A 21,095-nucleotide genomic window follows, 5' to 3' on the forward strand; every position below is an offset into this window, starting at 1 on the left:
GACAAGGAGAGATGCGTGAGGCGACTGCCCGGGATATTACTGCTCACCGTGGCAACACTGATTGTTGTCATCGCACTGCTGGTGAGCGGTCTGCGTCTCGTGCTGCCGCAGCTGGACGCATGGCGCCCCCAGCTGCTGGAGAAAATCTCCGCGATCTCCGGCTCTCCGGTCGAGGCGTCCCGGCTGAGCGCCAGCTGGCAGAATTTTGGCCCCACGCTGGATGTCCGCGATGTGAAAGCCGGCCTCAAAGACGGCGGCGAGCTGTCGGTTAAACGCGTCACCCTCGCGCTGGACGTATGGCAAAGCCTGCTCCACATGCGCTGGCAGTTTCGCGATCTCACCTTCTGGCAGCTAAAAATCCACACCAACACGCCGATCCAGACCAACGACGGCGGCGAGAGCCTGAAAACCGACCACATCGGCGATCTGTTCCTGCGCCAGTTCGATCACTTCATTCTCCGCGACAGCCACCTGAGCTTCGTGACTCTCTCCGGCCAGCGCGCCGAACTGGCCGTTCCGCAGCTCACCTGGCTGAACGGTAAAAATCGCCATCGTGCGGAAGGCGAGCTGAGCCTTTCCAGCCTCAACGGCCAGCACGGGGTGATGAAGGTGCGGATGGATCTGCGCGATGAAAACGGCCTGCTGAACAAGGGCCGCGTATGGCTGCAGGCGGATGATATTGACGTTAAGCCGTGGCTGGGCCGCTGGATGCAGGACAATATCGCCCTGCAGAGCGCGCGTTTTAGCCTTGAAGGCTGGATGACTATCGACAAAGGCGATATCGCCGGCGGCGACGTATGGCTGAAAAAAGGCGGCGCCAGCTGGCAGGGCGATAATCAGCCCCATCGGCTGGTGGTGGATAACCTGACGGCGCACATCTCCCGCGATAAGCAGAGCTGGGGCTTCCGGATCCCCGATACGCGGATCTCTATTGACGGCAAGTCGTGGCCTCGCGGCGCGCTGGCGATGGCGTGGATCCCGGCGCAGGACGTTGGCGGGGACGGCCATTCGCGCAGCGACGAGCTGCGCATCCGCGCGAGCAACCTCGAGCTGAACGGCCTGACCGGGCTGCAGCCTTTTGCCGATAAGCTGGCGCCCGCGCTCGGCGAAATCTGGCGCACCACCCGGCCAAACGGCAAAATTAATCTTCTGGCGCTGGATATCCCGCTGCAGGCGGCGGAAAAATCGCGCTTTCAGGCCAGCTGGAGCGACTTTTCGTGGAAGCAGTGGAAGCTGCTGCCCGGCGCGGAGCACTTCTCCGGCAGCGTCGCCGGAAGCTTAGAGAACGGCTCCCTGCATGCCAGCATGACGCAGGCGAAAATGCCCTATGAAACGGTATTTCGCGCGCCGCTGGAAATCGCGCAGGGCGACGCGACCCTTAGCTGGGTAAAGAATGAAAAGGGCTTTATGCTCGACGGGCGCAATATTGACGTACAGGCGACCGGCGTGCGCGCCCGGGGCGGCTTCCGCTATTTACAGCCGCAGGGCGATGAACCCTGGCTGGGCATTCTGGCAGGGATCAGCACCAATGACGGCGGCCAGGCGTGGCGCTATTTCCCGGAAAACCTGATGGGCAAAGAGCTGGTGGATTACCTCAGCGGCGCGATTCAAGGCGGCCAGTCCACCGATGCGACGCTGGTTTACGGCGGCAACCCGCACCTGTTCCCCTATCTGCACAACGAGGGCCAGTTCGAGGTTTCCGTACCGCTGACCAACGCCACCTTCGCTTTCCAGCCGGACTGGCCGGCGCTGACCGGTCTGGACATCAACCTCGACTTTATCAACAACGGGCTGTGGATGAAGGCCGATAAGGTCATGCTGGGCAAGGTGACCGCCAGCAACCTTGATGCGGCGATCCCTGACTATTCGCGGGAAAAGCTGCTTATCGACGCCGATATCAACGGTGCGGGCAAAGAGGTTGGCCCTTACTTTAAAGAGACGCCGCTCAAGGAGACGCTGGGCGCCGCGCTGGACGAGCTGCAGCTGGATGGTGGTGTGAGCGCTCGCTTACATCTCGACATTCCGCTGGACGGTGAGCTGACGACCGCCAAAGGCGACGTGAACCTCAACAATAACAGCCTGTTTATCAAGCCCATCGACGCGACGCTGAACAACCTGAGCGGTAAATTCAGCTTTGTTAACGGCAATCTGACAAGCGAGAACATGAGCGCCAGCTGGTTTAATCAGCCGCTGAATCTTAATTTCTCCACCACCGAGGGGCAGAAAGCCTTCCTGGTCGATGTAGGAATGAACGCCAGCTGGCAGCCTTCGCGGACCGGCCTGCTGCCGAAAGCTATCGATGAGGCGGTAAGCGGCAGCGTGCCGTGGGACGGTAAGGTGGCGATTGAGCTACCGTATCGCGGCAGCGCAAGCTATAGGGTCGATATTAACGGCGACCTGAAAAATGTGAGCAGTCGCTTACCTGCACCCGTAGACAAGCCAGCCGGCGAAGCGCTGCCGGTGAAAATTAACGTCGCAGGCGGGCTCAGCAGCTTTGATTTGACCGGCTCCATCGGCGCGAAAAACCATATCAACAGCCGCTGGCTGCTGAACCGCAAGCTGACGCTGGATCGGGCGATTTTAACCTCCGACAGCAAGGCCGTTTCTCAGCTCCCGGAGCAGGCTGGCGTAGAGCTCAACATGCCGCCGATGGACGGGGCGCAGTGGCTGGCCCTGTTCCAGGGCGGTGCGGCCAATGAAGTCAGCAGCAATATCATCTTCCCCGAGCGGGTGACCCTGCGGACGCCGTCGCTGACCTTTGCCGGGCAGAGCTGGAATAACGTCAGCCTTGTCTCCCGTCCGGAGGCCGGTGGTTCGAAGGTTGAAGCGCAGGGCCGGGAAATTAACGCTTCCCTGACCATGCGCCAAAACGCCCCGTGGCTGGCGGCCATTCGCTACCTCTATTACAACCCGACCGCCGCGCAGAAGAGCGATGCGGCGCCGGGCGGCAGCAATCCTTTTGCCGATAGCCGAATCGATTTCCGCGGCTGGCCGGATCTCCAGCTGCGCTGCGCGGAGTGCTGGCTGTGGGGGCAAAAATACGGGCGTATCGACGGCGACTTCGCGATTAGCGGCGATACGCTAACTCTCGCCAACGGGCTGGTGGATACCGGTTTCGGCCGTCTGACCTCCGATGGCGTGTGGGTCAATGCGGCAAGCGGCGTACGCACCTCGTTGAAAGGTAAGCTTCACGGCAGTAAAACCGACGCTTTCTTCGGCTTCTTCGGCGTCTCAACGCCGGTGAAAGGCTCGTCGTTTGACGTCGACTACGATCTGCACTGGCGCGCGCCGCCGTGGAAGCCGGACGTGGCCTCGCTCAACGGGGTGCTGAAAAGTCGTCTTGGCAAGGGCGAGTTTACCGACCTGAGCACCGGCCACGCCGGCCAGCTCCTGCGTCTGCTGAGCGTGGATGCGCTGCTGCGCAAACTGCGCTTCGACTTCAGCGACACCTTCAGCGAAGGGTTCTGGTTCGATTCGATCCGCAGTACCGCATGGATTAAAGATGGCGTGCTCAATACCGATGATACGCTGGTTGACGGCCTTGAAGCGGATATTGCGATGACGGGCTCGGTGGACCTCGTGCGCCGCCAGCTGGACCTGCAGGCGGTGGTGGCGCCGGAAATCTCGGCGACCGTCGGCGTGGCAACGGCGTTCGTGATTAACCCGATCGTCGGCGCCGCGGTGTTTGCCGCCAGCAAGGTGCTGGGGCCGCTGTGGAATAAGGTGTCTATTTTGCGCTATCGCATCACCGGTCCTATCGATCAGCCGCAAATCAATGAAGTGCTGCGCCAGGCGCGCAGCGACAAAAAGCAATGATTTGACGATTGCGGGGAATTATCGCACTCTCAATAGATAGCGTTCTATACCCGTTATATTTCAAACAGCAGATGCGTTGGCTACGCCTGTTCACCCCGGAGCTAAGCTGCCGGGGTTGGTCAGCTGCCGCCTTTCTGCAACCTGAACGATTATGGGCACCTATTTCCGCCTGACGGGCGGCAACAAACGAGTAGCAAACGATGAGTCTGAACCTGGTAAGTGAACAATTACTGTCGGCAAACGGCCTGAGCCATCAGGACCTTTTTGCCATTCTTGGCCAGCTGGCCGAGCGCCGTCTTGATTACGGCGATCTCTATTTTCAGTCGAGCTATCACGAATCCTGGGTTCTGGAAGACAGCATCATCAAAGATGGTTCGTATAATATCGACCAGGGCGTCGGCGTTCGCGCGGTAAGCGGCGAGAAGACCGGCTTCGCCTATGCTGACCAGATCAGCCTGCTGGCGCTGGAGCAAAGCGCGCAGGCGGCGCGTACCATCGTGCGCGACAGCGGCGACGGTAAGGTTCGCACTCTTGGCGCGGTGGAATATAGCCCGCTGTATGCCAGCATCGATCCGCTGCAAAGCATGAGCCGTGAAGAGAAGCTGGACATTCTGCGTCGCGTAGACAAAACGGCGCGGGCCGCCGATAAGCGCGTGCAGGAGGTTTCTGCCAGCCTCAGCGGCGTGTATGAACTGATTCTGGTTGCGGCGACCGACGGTACGCTGGCGGCGGATGTTCGACCGCTGGTCCGCCTTTCCGTCAGCGTGCTGGTGGAAGATGATGGCAAACGCGAGCGCGGCTCCAGCGGCGGCGGCGGACGTTTCGGCTACGACTATTTTCTCGCCAGCGAAGAGGGCGAAGTTCGCGCTGACGCCTGGGCAAGAGAAGCCGTGCGCATGGCGCTGGTTAATCTCTCCGCCGTGGCGGCCCCGGCCGGCATGCTGCCGGTGGTATTAGGCGCGGGCTGGCCTGGGGTACTGCTGCATGAAGCGGTAGGCCACGGCCTGGAAGGCGACTTTAACCGTCGCGGGACGTCGGTGTTCAGCGGCCATATGGGCGAGCTGGTGGCGTCAGAACTCTGTACCGTGGTCGATGACGGCACCATTGCCGATCGCCGCGGTTCGCTGGCTGTCGATGACGAGGGCACGCCGGGTCAATACAACGTGTTGATCGAGAACGGTATCCTCAAAGGCTATATGCAGGACAAGCTCAACGCCCGCCTGATGGGCGTTGCGCCTACCGGTAACGGCCGTCGCGAGTCCTACGCGCATCTGCCGATGCCGCGTATGACCAACACCTACATGCTGGCGGGTAAATCGACGCCGCAGGAGATTATCGAATCGGTTGATTACGGTATCTTTGCGCCAAACTTCGGCGGCGGTCAGGTGGATATCACCTCCGGCAAGTTTGTCTTCTCTACCTCTGAAGCCTATCTGATTGAAAAAGGTAAGGTGACTAAGGCGGTGAAAGGGGCGACGCTTATCGGCTCCGGGATCGAAGCCATGCAGCAGATTTCCATGGTGGGGAACGATCTGAAGCTAGATAGCGGCGTTGGCGTTTGCGGTAAAGAGGGCCAGAGCGTGCCGGTTGGCGTCGGTCAGCCGACGCTGAAGGTCGATAAGCTCACCGTCGGCGGCACTGCCTGAGTATCCTCAATACGCCTTCGCATTCGTCGAAGGCGTAACCTTTCCCGTACTTATCCCGCCGCGCGTTATCGCCAGCGGCTAATGGTCGAGCCCGCGGCCGTGCATCCCCTGATAAATTTTCGCCACCTCGACAAAATACTCGGTCAGGTAGTTAATGCACACCTGGACCTTTAGCGGCAGCTTGTCTTTTTCGGTATAGAGCGCGTACACCGGGCGGGGATCCGACTGATAGCTTGGCAGCAGGATCTCGAGCTCCCCGCGGTTGATCTCTTCGATCGCCCACATGAGCGGAACGTAAGCGACGCCGACGCCGGCGGTCAGCCAGCGCACCAGGGTCATCGGATCGTTAGTGACGAAGCGCCCCTGCGGGATCAGCTTCGTCGAGATCCCTTCCGGCGCGATGATTTCGAATTCGTTATCCGGACGCACGCTGTATTCAAGCCAGGAGTGGCTGGCGAGATCCGCCGGCTTTTCCGGGGTCCCCGCCTGCTGCAGGTAGCTTTTTGCCGCGCAGAGCAGCATCGGCATCGACCCCAGACGACGCGAAAAGAGGCTGGAATCCTGCAGAGCGCCGACGCGAATAACCACGTCCAGGCCGTCGGCGATCAGGTCCGGCGCCGGGATCCCGGTGACCAAATTGACCGACAGCCCGGGGTACTCTTTGAGCATGCCTGCGGTAATGTGAGCGAGGACATTCTGTGCCATAGTTGAAGAGCAGCCGACGCGCAGGGTGCCGATTGGCGTGTTGTTAAACGCGTAAAGCTGCTCATGGACGTCCTGGACTTCATGCAGCATTCGGCGGCAGCCCTGGTAATAAATCTTCCCGGCTTCGGTTAAGGCAAGGCTGCGGGTACTGCGGTTAAGCAGCTTTACCTGCAGCTCATCTTCCAGCCTGGATACGGTTTGGCTGATTGAAGAAACGCTCATCTGGAGCTGGCGGGCCGCGGCGGTAAATGAACCCAGTTCAACCACTTTGGCAAAAACGGACATGCGTTTTAGTCGTTCCATTGTTCACTCTGACTTAAAAGTGATTTAGATCACATAATATAGATCATGCTGCAATTGTTACGTTACTATATTGTTAGCTACATAATAAATGCTTCACGCTTACCACCTGCACGCTTCTTATCAAGGTCATCATGAGTCTGTTTCCTGTCATCGTGATTTTCGGCTTGTCGTTTCCGCCGATCTTCTTTGAGCTGTTAATATCGCTGGCCATTTTCTGGCTGGTGCACCGACTGCTGGTTCCCACCGGCATCTATGACTTCGTCTGGCACCCTGCACTGTTTAATACCGCGTTATATTGCTGCCTTTTTTATCTGATATCGCGTTTGTTCGTTTGAGGTTGATGTGAAAACACTAACAAGAAATATCTTCCGTACCGCAATCACTGTGATACTGGTTATCCTGGCATTTGTCGCAATTTTTCGCGCGTGGGTCTACTACACCGCATCGCCGTGGACGCGCGATGCGCGCTTTAGCGCCGACATCGTGGCCATCGCACCCGACGTCTCGGGGCTGATTTCGCAGGTTAATATCAAGGATAACCAGCTGGTTAAGCAAGGTCAGGTTTTATTCGTGATCGACCAACCGCGCTACCAGAAGGCGCTTGAAGAGGCCGAGGCCGACGTCTCCTATTACCAAACTCTGGCCCAGGAAAAACGCGTTGAGGCCGGTCGTCGTAACCGGCTCGGCGTTCAGGCAATGTCCCGGGAGGAGATAGACCAGGCCAATAACGTCCTGCAGACGGTGGAACACCAGCTGGCAAAATCGGTGGCAAGCCGCGATCTGGCGAAGCTCGACCTGCAGCGGACGGTTATCCGCGCGCCGGCCGATGGCTGGGTGACCAACCTCAACGTCTACAGCGGTGAATTTATTACCCGCGGCTCTACGGCGGTGGCGCTGGTGAAACAGGATACCTTCTACGTGGTGGCCTACCTCGAAGAGACCAAGCTGGAAGGCGTACGTCCGGGCTTCCGGGCGGAGATAACCCCGCTGGGCAGCAGCAGCACGATCAAAGGGACGGTTGACAGTATTGCCGCCGGGGTGACGAACGCCAGCAGCAGCAGCGATGCAAAAGGCATGGCCTCCGTGGACTCGAACCTTGAGTGGGTGCGCCTGGCGCAGCGCGTACCGGTGCGTATTCGTCTCGATAAGCAGCAGGGCAATATTTGGCCGGCGGGAACCACCGCAACGGTGGTGATCACCGGGAAAGAGGACCGCGACGTCCGCCAGGCGAATTTCTTCCAGAAACTGGCCCTGCGCCTGCGTGAGTTTGGTTAATCGTCATGGGGATCTTCACTATTGCCCCCCGGCACCTCCGCTTTGCGATTAAGCTGGCGTGCGCGGTGGTGCTGGCACTCTTTGTTGGCTTCCACTTTCAGCTGGAAACGCCCCGCTGGGCGGTGCTGACGGCGGCAATCGTTGCCGCGGGCCCGGCGTTTGCGGCCGGGGGAGAGCCCTATTCTGGCGCCATTCGCTATCGTGGGATGCTGCGTATTGTCGGCACCTTTATCGGCTGTATTGCGGCGCTGGCCATTATCATCCTGATGATCCGCGCCCCGCTGCTGATGATGCTGGTGTGCTGCCTGTGGGCCGGATTCTGCACCTGGATCTCTTCGCTGGTGCGGGTTGAAAACTCCTACGCCTGGGGACTCGCGGGCTATACCGCGCTGATCATTGTTATCACCATTCATACCGATCCGATGCTGGCGCCGCAGTTTGCCGTCGAGCGCTGCAGCGAGATCGTGGTCGGTATCGTCAGCGCCATTGTGGCGGACCTGCTGTTTTCGCCGCGGTCGATCAAAAAAGAGATCGACCTCGAGCTGGATAACCTGCTGGTCGAACACTATCGTCTGATGCAGCTCTGCGTGGCGCATGGCGACAGCGCAGTGGTGGATAAAGCCTGGGGAGCGCTGGTTCGCCGGACCAGCGCGCTGGAAGGCATGCGCGGAAACCTGATCATGGAGTCCTCGCGCTGGGCCAAGGTCAACCAGCGGCTGAAGGCGATTAATACTCTCTCCCTGACGCTGATCACCCAGGCCTGCGAGACCTACTTAATCCAGAACTCACGGCCGGAAATGGTGACGGATGATTACCGGGAGCTGTTCGCCGAGCCGGTTGAGAGCGTGCAGGACGTCCATCGGCAGCTGAAGAGAATGCGCCGCTTTCTGACCTGGAAAGGGGAGCATAATACGCCGGTCACGATCTATAGCTGGGTCGGCGCCGCGACGCGCTATCTGCTGTTAAAAAGGGGCGTGGTCAGCAATACCAAAATTAGCCGCATTGAAGATGAGGTGCTGCGGGGCGAAGTGGTCATCAAGGCCGAGTCGGCCGAGCGCCACCATGCGATGGTGAACTTCTGGCGAACCTCCATTTCCTGCATTCTCGGCACCTTGTTCTGGCTGTGGACCGGCTGGACCTCCGGCAGCGGGGCGATGGTGATGATCGCGGTAGTCACGGCGCTGGCGATGCGCCTGCCGAACCCGCGGATGGTGGCGCTGGACTTCCTTTACGGGATGCTGGCGGCGCTACCGCTGGGGGCGTTTTTCTTCCTCGTGATTATGCCCGCAACGCAGCAGAGCATGCTGCTGCTGTGCATTAGTCTGGCGGTGATGGCATTCTTCATCGGGATTGAAGTGCAGAAGCGGCGGCTGGGTTCAATGGGGGCGCTGGCCGGTACCATTAATATCCTGGTGCTGGATAACCCGATGCAGTTCCAGTTCAGCCAGTTCCTTGACAGCGCGTTAGGCCAGATAGTCGGCTGTTTCCTCGCGCTGATGGTTATCCTGTTGGTGCGGGATAATTCGCGGGCGCGCACCGGGCGCGTGCTGCTCAATCAGTTTGTCTCGGCGGCGGTATCATCGCTCACCACCAATACCGCCAGGCGCAAAGAGAACCATCTCCCGGCCCTCTATCAACAGCTCTTCTTATTGCTGAACAAGTTCCCGGACGATATTGCCCGTTTCCGCCTGGCGCTGACGCTGATTATTGCTCACCAGCGCCTGCGCGATGCGCCGGTGCCGGTTAACGACGATCTGTCGGCATACCATCGCCAGCTGCGCCGCACTGCGGATCACGTTATCTCCGCAGGTAATGACGACAAGCGTCGACGCTACTTCTCCCGCCTGCTCGACGAGCTGGATATTTATCAGGAGAAGCTACGGCTCTGGGAAGCCTCGCCGCAGGTGACGGAGCCGGTCCGACGGCTGGTGGAGATGCTGCGCAAGTATCAGCATGTGCTGACAAATAGCTAAAGACTAAAAGCCGACGCCTGAAGCGTCGGTTTTTTTATCGCTATACTTATTCATCAACGGTACCCCTTCGATTGAGAAATATAAGGATGGTAAAACGACCGTCCGGCGGTATGGTATTTAGCGGGGAATAGCTGCGGGTATTAAGCGGGGGCGGGCGATGACGGTCTACACGTTTGATTTCGATGACATAGCGGAACAGCAGGATTTCTATCGCGAGTTTTCGCGCGTCTTTGAGCTGGGTCGGGAGAGAGTAAACAATTTGGATTCGCTCTGGGAGGCGACCACCGGCGGTCTGTTGCCGCTACCGCTGGAGATTGAGTTTATTCACTTGAGCGATAAGCAGCGACGGCGCTTTGGCGCGTTGATTCTGCTGTTTGATGAAGCGGAAGAAGAGCTGGAAGGGGAACTACGTTTTAATGCCAGACAGGCATAAAAAAGCCCCCGCCAGGCGGGGGCAAGTCGTCGGATAAGACGACGAGGGTTTATTTGTACAACTCAGCCGTAGCGTGCCAGCTGTCGCCGGTACGGGCTTCAATAATACGGTAGCTGCTGGCGCCTTCTTTAGCGGCTTTCGCCGCCAGTTCCTGGCGCATATCCATCGGTGCGCTGCCTACCTGCGAGACAGAAACGGTGCCCATGGACTGTAGGTTTTGAGCCTGTTCGGCGTTGACCTGCTGTACGGCGGCGCTTGCGCCGAAGGAGAGTACGGAAGCCAGGCCCAGGGATGCGATGATCATTGCAGTTTTCATAATTTTTACTCCAACCATGTTGATTGCAGCGGCGGGAGGTTTGCGATGTACCTGGGCCGCTGGAGATATTCTGTATTCAGTTAATAACCGACTGTTGTTAAAGCTTATTTATAAAGTTCTGCCGTTGCGTGCCAGTGGTCACCGGTGCGCGCTTCGATGATGCGATAGGAAGAAGCCCCTTCCTCCTGCGCTTTTTGGTTCAGCATTTGGTGCATATCCATCGGGGAAGCACTTACCGCGCCGACGGAAACGGTGCCGATTGACTGACGGCCTTGGGCCTGATCGCTGTTGATTGAATCAGCGGCGAAAGCGCCAAAAGAGAGAACGGACAGGATACTGAGTGCAGCTACGGTTGTTTTGATTTTCATGATGTTCACCTCGTCGAATCTTATTATTGAGGGCTCTTTGTTTCGTGACCCTCATCACAAAATCAAGTATACACTAATCACCAAAAATATTAATACCGTGCTAATTGTTTTGAGTGTAAATAATTACATAGAAATGTCTTTTTTATAACGTATAAGAATTAGAAATGTCATTTATTAGCCGCAGGTGCCAACTATTTCTAATAAAATCATATGGATGGATGGATTTGATATTTTGTGCGTTTTCGGTCCATTCATTCAGTAAAGGAATGTATAGGCGTGAAAAACCACACTAAATGTTAAAAAAATGCTGCATTTTTTGAAGTTCCCTCCGGCGGCAGCCAGAGGGTGAGGGAGAGGACTTAGAGTTCTTGCTCAAACAGGACCAGAATCGCGTCGTGCAGATCTTTGACGGTAAAGCCCCTGGCCGGGGTGGTAAAGATGGTGTCATCGCCGGCAATACTGCCGAGGATGCCTTCCGCTTTACCCAGGGAGTCGAGAAGACGCGCGATGAGCTGCGCCGCGCCTGGGCTGGTATGGATAACCACGACGGCGTCGTTATAGTCGATGTCCAGTACCAGGTTTTTCAGCGGGCTGGACGTCGTCGGAACGCCAAGCTCGGCAGGCAGACAGTAAACCATTTCCATTTTGGCATTGCGGGTGCGTACCGCGCCAAATTTTGTGAGCATGCGCGAGACTTTCGATTGATTGATATTATCGAAACCTTCTTCCTGCAGCGCCTGAACGATTTCACCTTGAGAGCTGAATTTTTCTTCTTTAAGCAGCAGTTTAAATGCTTTAACCAGTTCTTCTTGTTTTGCCGAACTTCGCATAAGTCACCCAGATTATGGTGGTAAAAACAACATCATTATGCATAATAATGAATTTTTATGCAAATAATCCGCAAGGGGATAAAGTAAATAATGTTATGAAGGGGGCATATTTTAGCAAATAACCCTGCTAAGGAACATGCCTTCATTACGGGGCGTAAATAGCTGTAAAAGTAAATTAAATGTTATGAGATTGGTGTTGTTTTGCCGAACAGGCTGGGTGTATTGTAACCACTAGTCGGTCCGGTACTACGCTTTGCTGGATGGCCAGTCTCAGGGATGAAAATGCGAAGCGGATGCATCGCTGCGCACCAGAACGCATTCTTCAACCATACTTATTGTAATTGTTCATCTTGTGAATTAAGGTCCAGGCGACGGAGTAACGAAAGACTATATTAACCATAATAAGGAGTTTAGGATGAAAGTTGCAGTCCTCGGCGCCGCTGGTGGAATCGGCCAGGCGCTTGCCCTACTACTTAAGACCCAACTGCCTTCAGGTTCAGAACTCTCGTTGTACGACATTGCCCCGGTAACCCCGGGCGTGGCGGTTGATCTTAGCCATATCCCTACCGATGTAAAAATCAAAGGTTTCTCCGGTGAAGACGCAACCCCGGCGCTCGAAGGCGCTGATGTGGTGTTGATTTCCGCTGGCGTTGCGCGCAAGCCAGGAATGGATCGCTCCGATTTATTTAACGTTAACGCCGGTATCGTGAAAAATCTGGTTCAGCAGATTGCCAAAACCAGCCCGCAGGCCTGCATCGGTATTATTACCAACCCGGTGAACACGACGGTGGCCATTGCGGCAGAAGTGCTGAAAAAAGCCGGCGTTTACGATAAGAACAAGCTGTTTGGCGTCACCACGCTGGACATTATCCGCTCTAATACCTTTGTTGCTGAGCTGAAAGGTAAATCCTCATCTGATGTCGAAGTGCCGGTGATTGGCGGCCACTCTGGCGTCACTATCCTGCCGTTACTGTCACAGATTGCTGGCGTAAGCTTCAGCGAACAAGAGGTGGCAGACCTGACGAAACGTATTCAAAACGCCGGCACCGAAGTCGTTGAGGCCAAAGCCGGTGGCGGATCGGCAACCCTCTCTATGGGCCAGGCGGCAGCGCGTTTCGGCCTCTCGCTGGTCCGCGCGATGCAGGGCGAGAAGGGCGTGGTGGAATGCGCCTATGTTGAAGGCGATGGCCAGTACGCGCGCTTCTTCTCACAGCCGCTGCTGTTGGGCAAAAATGGTGTAGAAGAGCGCCGCTCGATTGGCACGCTCAGCGCGTTTGAACAACAGGCGCTGGAAGGCATGCTCGATACGCTGAAGAAAGATATCGCCCTGGGCGAAGATTTCGTTAATAAATAAGATTGAGATATGAATAAAAAACCGGAGCAAACCCTGCTCCGGTTTTTTTATGGCAGCTAGTTGGTTGCCGGGTATTCCTGAACGGCGATATGCAGGGTGATTTTCTTATCTTCGCGCATGATCACTACTGGAATTTCTGAACCCGGACGGATCTCAGCAACCTGATCCATAGTTTCGAGGGCGGAAACTGCGGGCTTGTCATTGACCGAGATGATCACGTCGTTGGCGCGGATCCCGGCCTGGGCCGCAGGCCCCTCGGGCGCAACGTCGTTCACGACGATCCCCTGCAGCTGATCGATCCCGCCGCCCTGCGCATGTAGCGGCGCGATCTCACGGCCGCTAATGCCGATATAGCCGCGGATCACGCGGCCGTCGCGGATCAGCTTATCCATGATCTTAGTCGCCAGCTGGAAGGGGATAGCAAAACCGATCCCTTCCGGCGTTTCGCCGTCGTTGCTTTTATCAAATGACAGCGTGTTAATGCCCATCAGTTCGCCCAGCGAATTGACCAGCGCGCCGCCGGAGTTACCGTGGTTGATAGAGGCATCGGTTTGCAGGAAGTTTTGTCGACCCGTCGGGTTAAGGCCGATACGACCGGTGGCGCTGATAATCCCCTGGGTAATGGTTTGCCCGAGGTTATACGGGTTACCAATCGCCAGAACCACGTCGCCAATATGCGGCACGCGTTTCGGATTAATCGGGATTACCGGCAGACCGCCGTTGGCGTTGATTTTTAATACCGCCAGATCGGTGAGGGTATCCGAACCGACCAGCAGGGCTTCAAAGACGCGGCCGTCCTGCAGCGCGATGATGATCTGGTCAGCGTCGTTAATGACGTGCTTATTGGTCAGAATATACCCGCGCTGATCCATGATGACGCCGGAACCAAGAGTCAGCTGATTGTGGCTGGTGCCGTTGAGGGCGCGGTTATAGACGTTAACCACCGCAGGCGCAGCCCGGCGAACGGCAGGATTATAGCTGGCGGGCGATTCGTCCGCGCTATCGTACTGGGTCGTCGTCGACAGATGCCATTGACGCAGCGAGGGCATTGCGGCCAGCAGCAGTCCCCCGACGATCAAACCAATGAGTACTGAACGTAAAAGCTTTCCAGGCATGATGCAGGTATCGTTAATGAATGGACAAGCGCAGCATAACACGACTTACCGGCGTCGTCTTTCACGTTACCGGCGCGCAGGCTGCGTCCCGTCGCCCGATATTCCGGACATCGCGGCGATCGCGATGTCCGGATCTGAGCATTAGCGCAGCAGGAGATAAATGCTTTCGTTACCGCGCATCACGTTAAGTGCGATGACCGCCGGTTTACTCTCCAGCACCTTGCGCAGCTCGGCGATAGTGCTAATGCGCTCGCGGTTAAGGCCGATGATAATATCGTCCTTGTGCAGGCCGACCTGTGCCGCAGGGCTGGCCTTATCGACGCTATCAACTACCACGCCTTTGGTGCCGTCCTTCATCTGGCCATCGCTCAACGATGCGCCCTGCAGGGCGGGTATAATCAGCTCGGCGCTGGCGCTGGAAGAGGTGCTCTTATCCAGGGTGACCTCAACATTCACCGGCTTACCGTCGCGCAGAAGCCCCAGCTTCACTTTGGTTCCCGGCTCGGTGGTGGCGATACGCGACCGCAGCTCGGCAAAGCTGTTGAGCGGCTTGTCGTTCATGCTGACAATCACGTCCCCGGATTTAATCCCCGCCTTCGCTGAACCGGAGTTCGGCAGCACTTCGCTGACGAAAGCGCCGCGCTGAACGTCGATGTTCATCGCCTTAGCGATATCGGCGCTCATTTCAGTACCTTTAATTCCCAGCAGGCCGCGTTTGATTTCACCAAACTGAATCAGCTGCTGAGCGAGGGTTTTCGCCATGTTGCTGGGAATGGCGAAGCCGATGCCGACGCTGCCGCCGCCCGGTGCCAGAATCGCCGTATTGATACCAATAAGTTCGCCATTCAGGTTCAGCAGCGCGCCGCCGGAGTTACCGCGGTTAATAGAGGCATCGGTCTGAATGAAGTTCTCCAGCCCTTCCAGGTTCAGGCCACTGCGGCCGAGGGCGGAGATGATGCCCGAGGTGGCGGTCTGCCCGAGGCCGAAGGGGTTACCGACGGCGACGGCGAAATCACCCACGCGCAGCTTATCGGAATCGGCGATGGCTATTTGCGTCAGATGGGTTGGTTTTAGCAGCTGCAGCAGGGCGATATCGCTTTGATCGTCGCTGCCGACCAGCTTCGCGTCAAACTCGCGGCCATCGTTGAGCTGGACGCTTATCTTTTGCGCCTGGCTGATGACGTGATTATTGGTCAGCACATAGCCTTTTTCGGCGTCGATGATAACGCCTGAGCCGAGCCCCTCAAAAGGCTGTGCCTGCTCCTGCGGCGCATTGTCGCCAAAGTATTTTTTCAGCTCTTCCGGCATGTTTTGCGCAGGAGAGGCGGTACCTTCAACCTGGACGCTAACCACCGCAGGCAGCACTTTTTCCAGCATCGGCGCCAGGCTCGGCACTGCCCCCTGGCCCGGTACCTGCGTGGGTATCGACGCCGTAGCCGTAGGTACAACGGACAACGATAACCCGATGCTTAACGCTAACGCACTCAACAGCAAAGTCTGTTTCTTCATTAGATGCTGGCTCTCGTAACCTGAGGTGTGTGGAAAATCGTCCCGAATGGCCTGATGTTATTGAATTTTCGACCAGGTAACAACGTGGTCAATGTTTTAAATTGTAGCTGGGATGTAGGGGGGAAGACGGGCGCAAAGAGTGCGCCCGGAAAATATTTTTACGCTAACCACAGGATTAGTCGCGTTTTGCACCACCGCGCAGCAGACCGGATGCGCCTTCAGAATAGTCGCGCGGCATCTGCACCGGCGCCTGATCGTTACCGGCTTCTGATTCAGCCAGGCGGTTGCGGAACGGATTAGCCTCCGCCATGGTATCCGGCAGCAGGCTGCTGGAGCTTTTTGCCATATGCTGGTACAGCTGGCGATAGTCATCGGCCATGTTATCCAGCAGTTCAGCGCTGCGCGCAAAATGGCTGACCAGCTCTTCACGATACTCTTCAAGCTCTGTTTTATTCTTTTCGAGTTCGAACTGCAGCGCCTGCTGTTGACGTAATTTGCGGTTGCCAAAACGCATGGCGACGGCACCGATGATGATACCGACAACTAGCCCAATTAGCGCATATTCCCAGGTCATGTACATCTCCCGTTGTTTTGTGGTTCCGTAGGGTGGCTATGAGGCTCTCCGCCTGCGCCCGATAGTGCCACTATAACCGCTAATTCCACAGAAGTGGAATCCTGGCGTATCATCGCGTAGTGTAGAACGGCCTTTTTTTCGACAATCGTGAGCTTTGACGTTACGATTTTCAAGGAATAACAATTAGATCATGCAAAGCCTGTCCCCAACATCGCGTTACCTTTTAGCTCTTAAAGAGGGCTCTCATCAGTCCGACGACGTCCAGCAAGAAGCGGTAAGCCGCCTTGATACTATCTATCATGAACTGCAGGCAAAACCCGTGCCGACGCCGCAAAGCGGCGGCCTGCGGGCGAAATTCGGCAAACTGCTGGGCAAGCGTGAGCCAGCGCCTGAAACGGGCTCCGCCCGCGGCCTGTACATGTGGGGTGGCGTGGGGCGCGGTAAAACCTGGCTGATGGACCTCTTTTATCAGAGCCTGCCCGGCGAGCGTAAGCAGCGCCTGCACTTTCACCGCTTTATGCTGCGCGTTCATGAGGAGCTGATTGCCCTGCAGGGGCACAGCGACCCGCTGGAGATCCTTGCCGACCGCTTCAAGGCGGAAACCGATGTGCTGTGCTTTGATGAGTTTTTTGTGTCAGACATTACCGATGCCATGCTGCTGGGTGGGTTAATGAAGGCGCTGTTTGCGCGCGGCATCACGCTGGTGGCGACCTCTAATATTCCCCCGGACGATCTGTACCGTAACGGCCTGCAGCGCGCCCGCTTCCTGCCGGCTATCGAGGCGATCAAGCAGCATTGTGATATCATGAACGTCGATGCGGGCATTGATTACCGTTTACGCACGCTCACTCAGGCCCACCTCTGGCTATCGCCGCTCAACGAGCAGACTCGGCAGCAGATGGATAAGCTGTGGCTGGCGCTGGCCGGCGCGAGGCGCGAGCAGACGCCGACGCTGGAGATCAACCACCGTCCTCTGCCCACGCTCGGCGTGGAGAACCAGACCCTGGCGGCGTCGTTCACGACGCTGTGCGTCGATGCGAGGAGCCAGCATGACTATATTGCGCTGTCTCGCCTGTTCCATACCGTTATGCTATTTGATGTTCCGGTTATGACGACGCAGCTGGAGAGCGAGGCGCGGCGCTTCATTGCGCTGGTTGATGAATTCTACGAGCGCCACGTTAAGCTGGCGGTCAGCGCGGCGGTGCCGCTGCACGAAATTTACCAGGGCGAACGCCTGAAGTTCGAGTTCCAGCGCTGCCTGTCTCGCCTGCAGGAGATGCAGAGCGAGGAGTATTTAAAGCGTCCTCATATGCCGTAACGCGTCTTTCTCCCTCTCCCGGCGGGAGAGGGCTGACGCAGATGCGCGAAGGCCCGCTCCGCTGGCGAAAAAACCCAATCCAAATCACATAAAGGGGTCGATCTTTACTCGTGACTTCTCTATAATCTTGCGACCCCACGTTACGAGAAGGTTTTTTTCCCAAAACTTTCTATGTGCCGGCATAGGCTATTCGAAGGGGTAGGTTTGCTGGACAATGTCGTGTGAACCTCAACTGACTAAACGTTTGGGTGTTCACCAACGTGTAACTTATTATTTGGGTAAGCTTTTAATGAAAACTTTTACAGCTAAACCAGAAACCGTAAAACGCGACTGGTATGTTGTTGACGCGACCGGTAAAACTCTGGGCCGTCTGGCTTCCGAACTGGCTCTGCGCCTGCGCGGCAAGCATAAAGCGGAATACACTCCGCACGTTGATACTGGTGATTACATCATCGTTCTGAACGCAGAAAAAGTTGCTGTAACCGGCAACAAGCGCGAAGACAAAATGTATTACCACCACACCGGCCACATCGGTGGTATCAAAGAAGCGACCTTTGAAGAGATGATTGCTCGCCGTCCTGAGCGTGTGATTGAAATCGCGGTTAAAGGCATGCTGCCAAAAGGCCCGCTGGGTCGTGCTATGTACCGTAAACTGAAAGTTTACGCTGGTAACGAGCACAACCACGCGGCACAGCAACCGCAAGTTCTTGACATCTAATCGGGATTATAGGCAATGGCTGAAAATCAATACTACGGCACTGGTCGCCGCAAAAGTTCCGCAGCTCGCGTTTTCATCAAACCGGGCAACGGCAAAATCGTTATCAACCAACGTTCTCTGGAACAGTACTTCGGTCGTGAAACTGCCCGCATGGTAGTTCGTCAGCCGCTGGAACTGGTCGACATGGTTGAGAAACTGGATCTGTACATCACCGTTAAAGGTGGTGGTATCTCTGGTCAGGCTGGTGCGATCCGTCACGGTATCACCCGCGCTCTGATGGAGTATGATGAGTCCCTGCGTGGCGAACTGCGTAAAGCTGGTTTCGTTACTCGTGATGCTCGTCAGGTTGAACGTAAGAAAGTCGGTCTGCGTAAAGCACGTCGTCGTCCTCAGTTCTCCAAACGTTAATTGTTTTCTGCTCACGCAGAACAATTTGCGAAAAAACCCGCTTCGGCGGGTTTTTTTATGGATAAAACGGTCGTTTTTCATGGCGAAGTCACCCATTCTTACCACTTTTTCAGCATTTCCAGAATCCCCTCACCACAACGTCGTCAAGATCTGGTAAACTATCATCCAATTTTCTGCCCAAATGCTGGTGATTGTTCGTTTTTTGTTTCTTTCATAAACGAGAATCTCTTCCCGCGAATGGGGTTTTTACATCTGGCTAGCCATGCGTGGCTGGTAGCAGTACAAAATTCTGAATATACCTGGAGGTTTTCATGGCTGTCGCTGCCAACAAACGTTCGGTAATGACGCTGTTTTCTGGTCCTACTGACATCTATAGCCACCAAGTCCGCATCGTGCTGGCAGAAAAAGGTGTTAGTTTTGAGATAGAACACGTGGAGAAGGATAACCCACCTCAGGATCTGATTGACCTCAACCCAAATCAAAGCGTACCGACGCTGGTGGATCGTGAGCTCACTCTGTGGGAATCCCGCATCATTATGGAATATCTGGATGAGCGTTTCCCACATCCGCCGTTAATGCCGGTTTATCCGGTGGCGCGTGGTGAAAGCCGTCTGTACATGCAACGTATCGAAAAAGACTGGTATTCGCTGATGAATACCATTCAGACCGGCACCGCCGCACAGGCTGATAACGCGCGTAAGCAGCTGCGTGAAGAGCTGCAGGCGATTGCGCCAGTCTTCACCCAGAAGCCTTATTTCCTGAGCGACGAGTTCAGCCTGGTAGACTGCTACCTTGCACCGCTGCTGTGGCGTTTACCGGTACTCGGCGTCGAAGTGATTGGTGCGGGTGCGAAGGAGCTCAAGGGCTATATGACTCGCGTATTTGAACGTGACTCCTTCCTGGCTTCCTTAACTGAACCCGAGCGTGAAATGCGACTCGGTCGAGGCTAACCGATGGATGTATCGCAGCTAACGCCGCGTCGCCCGTACCTGCTACGGGCGTTCTATGAGTGGCTGCTGGATAACCAGCTGACTCCGCATCTGGTCGTCGATGTCACTTTGCCGGACGTTATGGTTCCGATGGAGTATGCGCGCGACGGACAAATCGTTCTCAACATTGCTCCGCGTGCCGTCGGGAATCTGGAGCTGGCTAACGATGAAGTGCGCTTCAACGCCCGCTTTGGCGGCGTTCCGCGCAATGTCTCCGTACCGCTGGCTGCCGTACTGGCTATCTACGCGCGTGAAAACGGCGCAGGGACCATGTTCGAGCCGGAAACGGCTTACGATGAGGACGCCATCAGCCTGAATGATGACGAAGCATCGTTAAGCAACGAGAACGAAACGGTAATGTCAGTGATTGACGGCGATAAGCCGGATAATCACGAGGATGACCCTGATGATACGCCGCCGCCTCGCGGTGGGCGACCGGCGCTACGCGTCGTGAAGTAATCCTCCAGGCAGGGCCATCAGGCCCTGCTTTTTTTATATCATCCTGCGCCTGAATCCAGCGGTCTCACGCATCGTCAGCCGTCGTTATGCCCTGGCTGTCGTTAACTTCACCCGCCAGATGTTCCTATGATATGATGAATCTGCTGTCACATTTGTCACTCTTCGCTACCTATGGACACTATGAAAGCATCGGATACGCACGCTGAAAGTACTGCTGATAACGTCGGACGCTCGCTGCGTAGCCGGCCGCTGACGCGTAAAAAACTGTCCGAAATGGTCGAAGAAGAGCTGGAGCAAATGATTCGCCGGCGCGAGTTTGCCGAAGGCGAGCAGCTCCCCTCAGAGCGGGAGCTGATGACATTTTTCAACGTCGGCCGCCCGTCGGTACGTGAAGCGCTGGCGGCGCTAAAGCGTAAAGGTCTGGTGCAGATTAGCAACGGTGAACGAGCCCGCGTTTCGCGACCTTCTGCTGATACCATCATCGGAGAGCTCTCCGGTATGGCGAAAGATTTCCTCTCCCATCCCGGCGGAATCGCGCATTTCGAGCAGCTGCGTCTGTTTTTTGAATCCAGCCTGGTTCGCTACGCGGCTGAGCATGCCAGCGATGAACAGCTTGAAAAGCTGGTGCAGGCTCTTGAGATCAACAGCCAGTCGCTGGATAACAATACGCTGTTTATCCGTTCAGACGTTGAGTTCCATCGCGTGCTGGCGGAAATTCCCGGCAATCCGATTTTTATGGCCATTCACGTTGCGCTCCTGGACTGGCTCATCGCCGCGCGTCCTAAGGTCCCTGAAGGGGAACTTTATGAGCATAATAATTTAAGCTATCAACAGCATATCGATATCGTTGCCGCCATTCGGCGCCGCGATCCGGATGAAGCCGATCGCGCTCTGCAAACCCACCTCAACAGCGTCTCCGCCACCTGGCACGCCTTCGGCAAGAAAAAGAAGTCGCGTAAATCCGTCTAAGGATCCTCAGGATCGTT

General features: G+C 56.3%; 20 protein-coding genes. 13 read left to right on the forward strand and 7 right to left on the reverse strand.

Annotated features, from left to right (window positions below; genetic code table 11):
- The first annotated feature begins 15 nt into the window (after nt 1–15).
- Both yhdP and tldD read left to right on the forward strand, forming a co-directional pair.
- A complete protein-coding gene (gene yhdP / locus EDF75_RS21335) occupies nt 16–3,816 on the forward strand; it encodes an AsmA2 domain-containing protein YhdP (RefSeq protein ID WP_133600814.1) in 3,801 nt (1,266 codons plus the stop codon).
- A gap of 200 nt (nt 3,817–4,016) precedes the next feature.
- Nucleotides 4,017–5,462 carry a metalloprotease TldD gene (gene tldD / locus EDF75_RS21340; protein WP_045856518.1) on the forward strand — a complete coding sequence of 482 codons (1,446 nt, stop codon included), beginning with the start codon at nt 4,017–4,019 and terminating at the stop codon, nt 5,460–5,462.
- Between the two features lie 78 nt (nt 5,463–5,540).
- On the opposite strand, the gene aaeR is transcribed toward tldD, so the two are convergent.
- Nucleotides 5,541–6,470 carry an HTH-type transcriptional activator AaeR gene (gene aaeR, locus EDF75_RS21345; RefSeq protein WP_045856520.1) on the reverse strand — a complete coding sequence of 310 codons (930 nt, stop codon included), beginning with the start codon at nt 6,468–6,470 and terminating at the stop codon, nt 5,541–5,543.
- 131 nt (nt 6,471–6,601) lie between these two features.
- Between aaeR and aaeX the strand changes: the two genes are divergently transcribed.
- The 4 genes from aaeX to EDF75_RS21365 all read left to right on the forward strand — a co-directional run bounded on the left by aaeX (nt 6,602) and on the right by EDF75_RS21365 (nt 10,151).
- Nucleotides 6,602–6,805, forward strand: coding sequence for a p-hydroxybenzoic acid efflux pump operon protein AaeX (gene aaeX, locus EDF75_RS21350; protein ID WP_004868260.1), 204 nt, complete (start codon nt 6,602–6,604; stop codon nt 6,803–6,805).
- 7 nt (nt 6,806–6,812) lie between these two features.
- Complete coding sequence (gene aaeA / locus EDF75_RS21355) at nt 6,813–7,745, forward strand: p-hydroxybenzoic acid efflux pump subunit AaeA (RefSeq protein ID WP_076946540.1); 933 nt, start codon at nt 6,813–6,815, stop codon at nt 7,743–7,745.
- A gap of 5 nt (nt 7,746–7,750) precedes the next feature.
- The gene (aaeB, locus tag EDF75_RS21360) at nt 7,751–9,718 is read left to right on the forward strand and encodes a p-hydroxybenzoic acid efflux pump subunit AaeB (protein ID WP_133600815.1); all 1,968 of its coding nucleotides are present in this window, start codon (nt 7,751–7,753) and stop codon (nt 9,716–9,718) included.
- A gap of 157 nt (nt 9,719–9,875) precedes the next feature.
- Entirely contained in the window at nt 9,876–10,151 is a 276-nt protein-coding gene (locus tag EDF75_RS21365) for a barstar family protein (RefSeq protein ID WP_041147450.1), read from the forward strand.
- Nucleotides 10,152–10,200: 49 nt separating this feature from the next.
- Here EDF75_RS21365 and yhcN-B read toward each other — a convergent pair whose 3' ends face one another.
- From yhcN-B to argR, 3 genes are all read right to left on the reverse strand, one after another.
- Nucleotides 10,201–10,467 carry a DUF1471 family stress response protein YhcN-B gene (gene yhcN-B, locus EDF75_RS21370; protein WP_045857851.1) on the reverse strand — a complete coding sequence of 89 codons (267 nt, stop codon included), beginning with the start codon at nt 10,465–10,467 and terminating at the stop codon, nt 10,201–10,203.
- A gap of 104 nt (nt 10,468–10,571) precedes the next feature.
- A complete protein-coding gene (gene yhcN / locus EDF75_RS21375; RefSeq protein ID WP_128877066.1) occupies nt 10,572–10,835 on the reverse strand; it encodes a peroxide/acid stress response protein YhcN in 264 nt (87 codons plus the stop codon).
- A gap of 359 nt (nt 10,836–11,194) precedes the next feature.
- Nucleotides 11,195–11,665 carry a transcriptional regulator ArgR gene (gene argR, locus EDF75_RS21380; RefSeq protein ID WP_041147448.1) on the reverse strand — a complete coding sequence of 157 codons (471 nt, stop codon included), beginning with the start codon at nt 11,663–11,665 and terminating at the stop codon, nt 11,195–11,197.
- 415 nt (nt 11,666–12,080) lie between these two features.
- Between argR and mdh the strand changes: the two genes are divergently transcribed.
- On the forward strand, nt 12,081–13,019 hold the full coding sequence (gene mdh, locus EDF75_RS21385) for a malate dehydrogenase (protein WP_041147447.1): 939 nt from the start codon (nt 12,081–12,083) through the stop codon (nt 13,017–13,019).
- A gap of 56 nt (nt 13,020–13,075) precedes the next feature.
- Here mdh and degS read toward each other — a convergent pair whose 3' ends face one another.
- The 3 genes from degS to zapG form a co-directional block, all read right to left on the reverse strand.
- Entirely contained in the window at nt 13,076–14,134 is a 1,059-nt protein-coding gene (degS, locus tag EDF75_RS21390) for an outer membrane-stress sensor serine endopeptidase DegS (RefSeq protein WP_041147441.1), read from the reverse strand.
- A gap of 141 nt (nt 14,135–14,275) precedes the next feature.
- Entirely contained in the window at nt 14,276–15,643 is a 1,368-nt protein-coding gene (gene degQ, locus EDF75_RS21395) for a serine endoprotease DegQ (RefSeq protein ID WP_133600816.1), read from the reverse strand.
- Nucleotides 15,644–15,818: 175 nt separating this feature from the next.
- On the reverse strand, nt 15,819–16,217 hold the full coding sequence (zapG, locus tag EDF75_RS21400) for a Z-ring associated protein ZapG (RefSeq protein WP_041147439.1): 399 nt from the start codon (nt 16,215–16,217) through the stop codon (nt 15,819–15,821).
- Nucleotides 16,218–16,407: 190 nt separating this feature from the next.
- On the opposite strand from zapG, the gene zapE reads away from it, so the two are divergent.
- The 6 genes from zapE to nanR all read left to right on the forward strand — a co-directional run bounded on the left by zapE (nt 16,408) and on the right by nanR (nt 21,078).
- Nucleotides 16,408–17,535, forward strand: coding sequence for a cell division protein ZapE (gene zapE, locus EDF75_RS21405; protein WP_133600817.1), 1,128 nt, complete (start codon nt 16,408–16,410; stop codon nt 17,533–17,535).
- Nucleotides 17,536–17,824: 289 nt separating this feature from the next.
- The gene (gene rplM, locus EDF75_RS21410) at nt 17,825–18,253 is read left to right on the forward strand and encodes a 50S ribosomal protein L13 (protein ID WP_004106200.1); all 429 of its coding nucleotides are present in this window, start codon (nt 17,825–17,827) and stop codon (nt 18,251–18,253) included.
- 15 nt (nt 18,254–18,268) lie between these two features.
- Nucleotides 18,269–18,661, forward strand: coding sequence for a 30S ribosomal protein S9 (gene rpsI, locus EDF75_RS21415; protein WP_000829815.1), 393 nt, complete (start codon nt 18,269–18,271; stop codon nt 18,659–18,661).
- 311 nt (nt 18,662–18,972) lie between these two features.
- Complete coding sequence (sspA, locus tag EDF75_RS21425) at nt 18,973–19,611, forward strand: stringent starvation protein SspA (protein WP_041147437.1); 639 nt, start codon at nt 18,973–18,975, stop codon at nt 19,609–19,611.
- Nucleotides 19,612–19,614: 3 nt separating this feature from the next.
- Nucleotides 19,615–20,109, forward strand: a complete 495-nt coding sequence (gene sspB, locus EDF75_RS21430) for a ClpXP protease specificity-enhancing factor (protein WP_133600818.1) — start codon at nt 19,615–19,617, stop codon at nt 20,107–20,109.
- A gap of 171 nt (nt 20,110–20,280) precedes the next feature.
- Nucleotides 20,281–21,078, forward strand: coding sequence for a transcriptional regulator NanR (gene nanR, locus EDF75_RS21435; protein ID WP_133600819.1), 798 nt, complete (start codon nt 20,281–20,283; stop codon nt 21,076–21,078).
- The last annotated feature ends 17 nt before the right edge of the window (nt 21,079–21,095 follow it).

Source organism: Klebsiella sp. BIGb0149 (genome assembly GCF_004362605.1).
Classification (GTDB): Bacteria; Pseudomonadota; Gammaproteobacteria; order Enterobacterales; family Enterobacteriaceae; genus Klebsiella; species Klebsiella terrigena.

Bases quoted from the DNA above. Each gene is read 5' to 3' on its own strand.
- aaeR (WP_045856520.1), bottom strand. From the start codon at position 6,470: ATGGAACGACTAAAACGCATGTCCGTTTTTGCCAAAGTGGTTGAACTG.
- yhcN (WP_128877066.1), bottom strand. From the start codon at position 10,835: ATGAAAATCAAAACAACCGTAGCTGCACTCAGTATCCTGTCCGTTCTC.
- sspA (WP_041147437.1), top strand. From the start codon at position 18,973: ATGGCTGTCGCTGCCAACAAACGTTCGGTAATGACGCTGTTTTCTGGT.
- zapE (WP_133600817.1), top strand. From the start codon at position 16,408: ATGCAAAGCCTGTCCCCAACATCGCGTTACCTTTTAGCTCTTAAAGAG.
- argR (WP_041147448.1), bottom strand. From the start codon at position 11,665: ATGCGAAGTTCGGCAAAACAAGAAGAACTGGTTAAAGCATTTAAACTG.
- nanR (WP_133600819.1), top strand. From the start codon at position 20,281: ATGGACACTATGAAAGCATCGGATACGCACGCTGAAAGTACTGCTGAT.
- degQ (WP_133600816.1), bottom strand. From the start codon at position 15,643: ATGAAGAAACAGACTTTGCTGTTGAGTGCGTTAGCGTTAAGCATCGGG.
- aaeX (WP_004868260.1), top strand. From the start codon at position 6,602: ATGAGTCTGTTTCCTGTCATCGTGATTTTCGGCTTGTCGTTTCCGCCG.
- yhcN-B (WP_045857851.1), bottom strand. From the start codon at position 10,467: ATGAAAACTGCAATGATCATCGCATCCCTGGGCCTGGCTTCCGTACTC.
- rplM (WP_004106200.1), top strand. From the start codon at position 17,825: ATGAAAACTTTTACAGCTAAACCAGAAACCGTAAAACGCGACTGGTAT.
- mdh (WP_041147447.1), top strand. From the start codon at position 12,081: ATGAAAGTTGCAGTCCTCGGCGCCGCTGGTGGAATCGGCCAGGCGCTT.
- sspB (WP_133600818.1), top strand. From the start codon at position 19,615: ATGGATGTATCGCAGCTAACGCCGCGTCGCCCGTACCTGCTACGGGCG.
- degS (WP_041147441.1), bottom strand. From the start codon at position 14,134: ATGCCTGGAAAGCTTTTACGTTCAGTACTCATTGGTTTGATCGTCGGG.
- zapG (WP_041147439.1), bottom strand. From the start codon at position 16,217: ATGACCTGGGAATATGCGCTAATTGGGCTAGTTGTCGGTATCATCATC.
- rpsI (WP_000829815.1), top strand. From the start codon at position 18,269: ATGGCTGAAAATCAATACTACGGCACTGGTCGCCGCAAAAGTTCCGCA.
- tldD (WP_045856518.1), top strand. From the start codon at position 4,017: ATGAGTCTGAACCTGGTAAGTGAACAATTACTGTCGGCAAACGGCCTG.
- EDF75_RS21365 (WP_041147450.1), top strand. From the start codon at position 9,876: ATGACGGTCTACACGTTTGATTTCGATGACATAGCGGAACAGCAGGAT.
- aaeB (WP_133600815.1), top strand. From the start codon at position 7,751: ATGGGGATCTTCACTATTGCCCCCCGGCACCTCCGCTTTGCGATTAAG.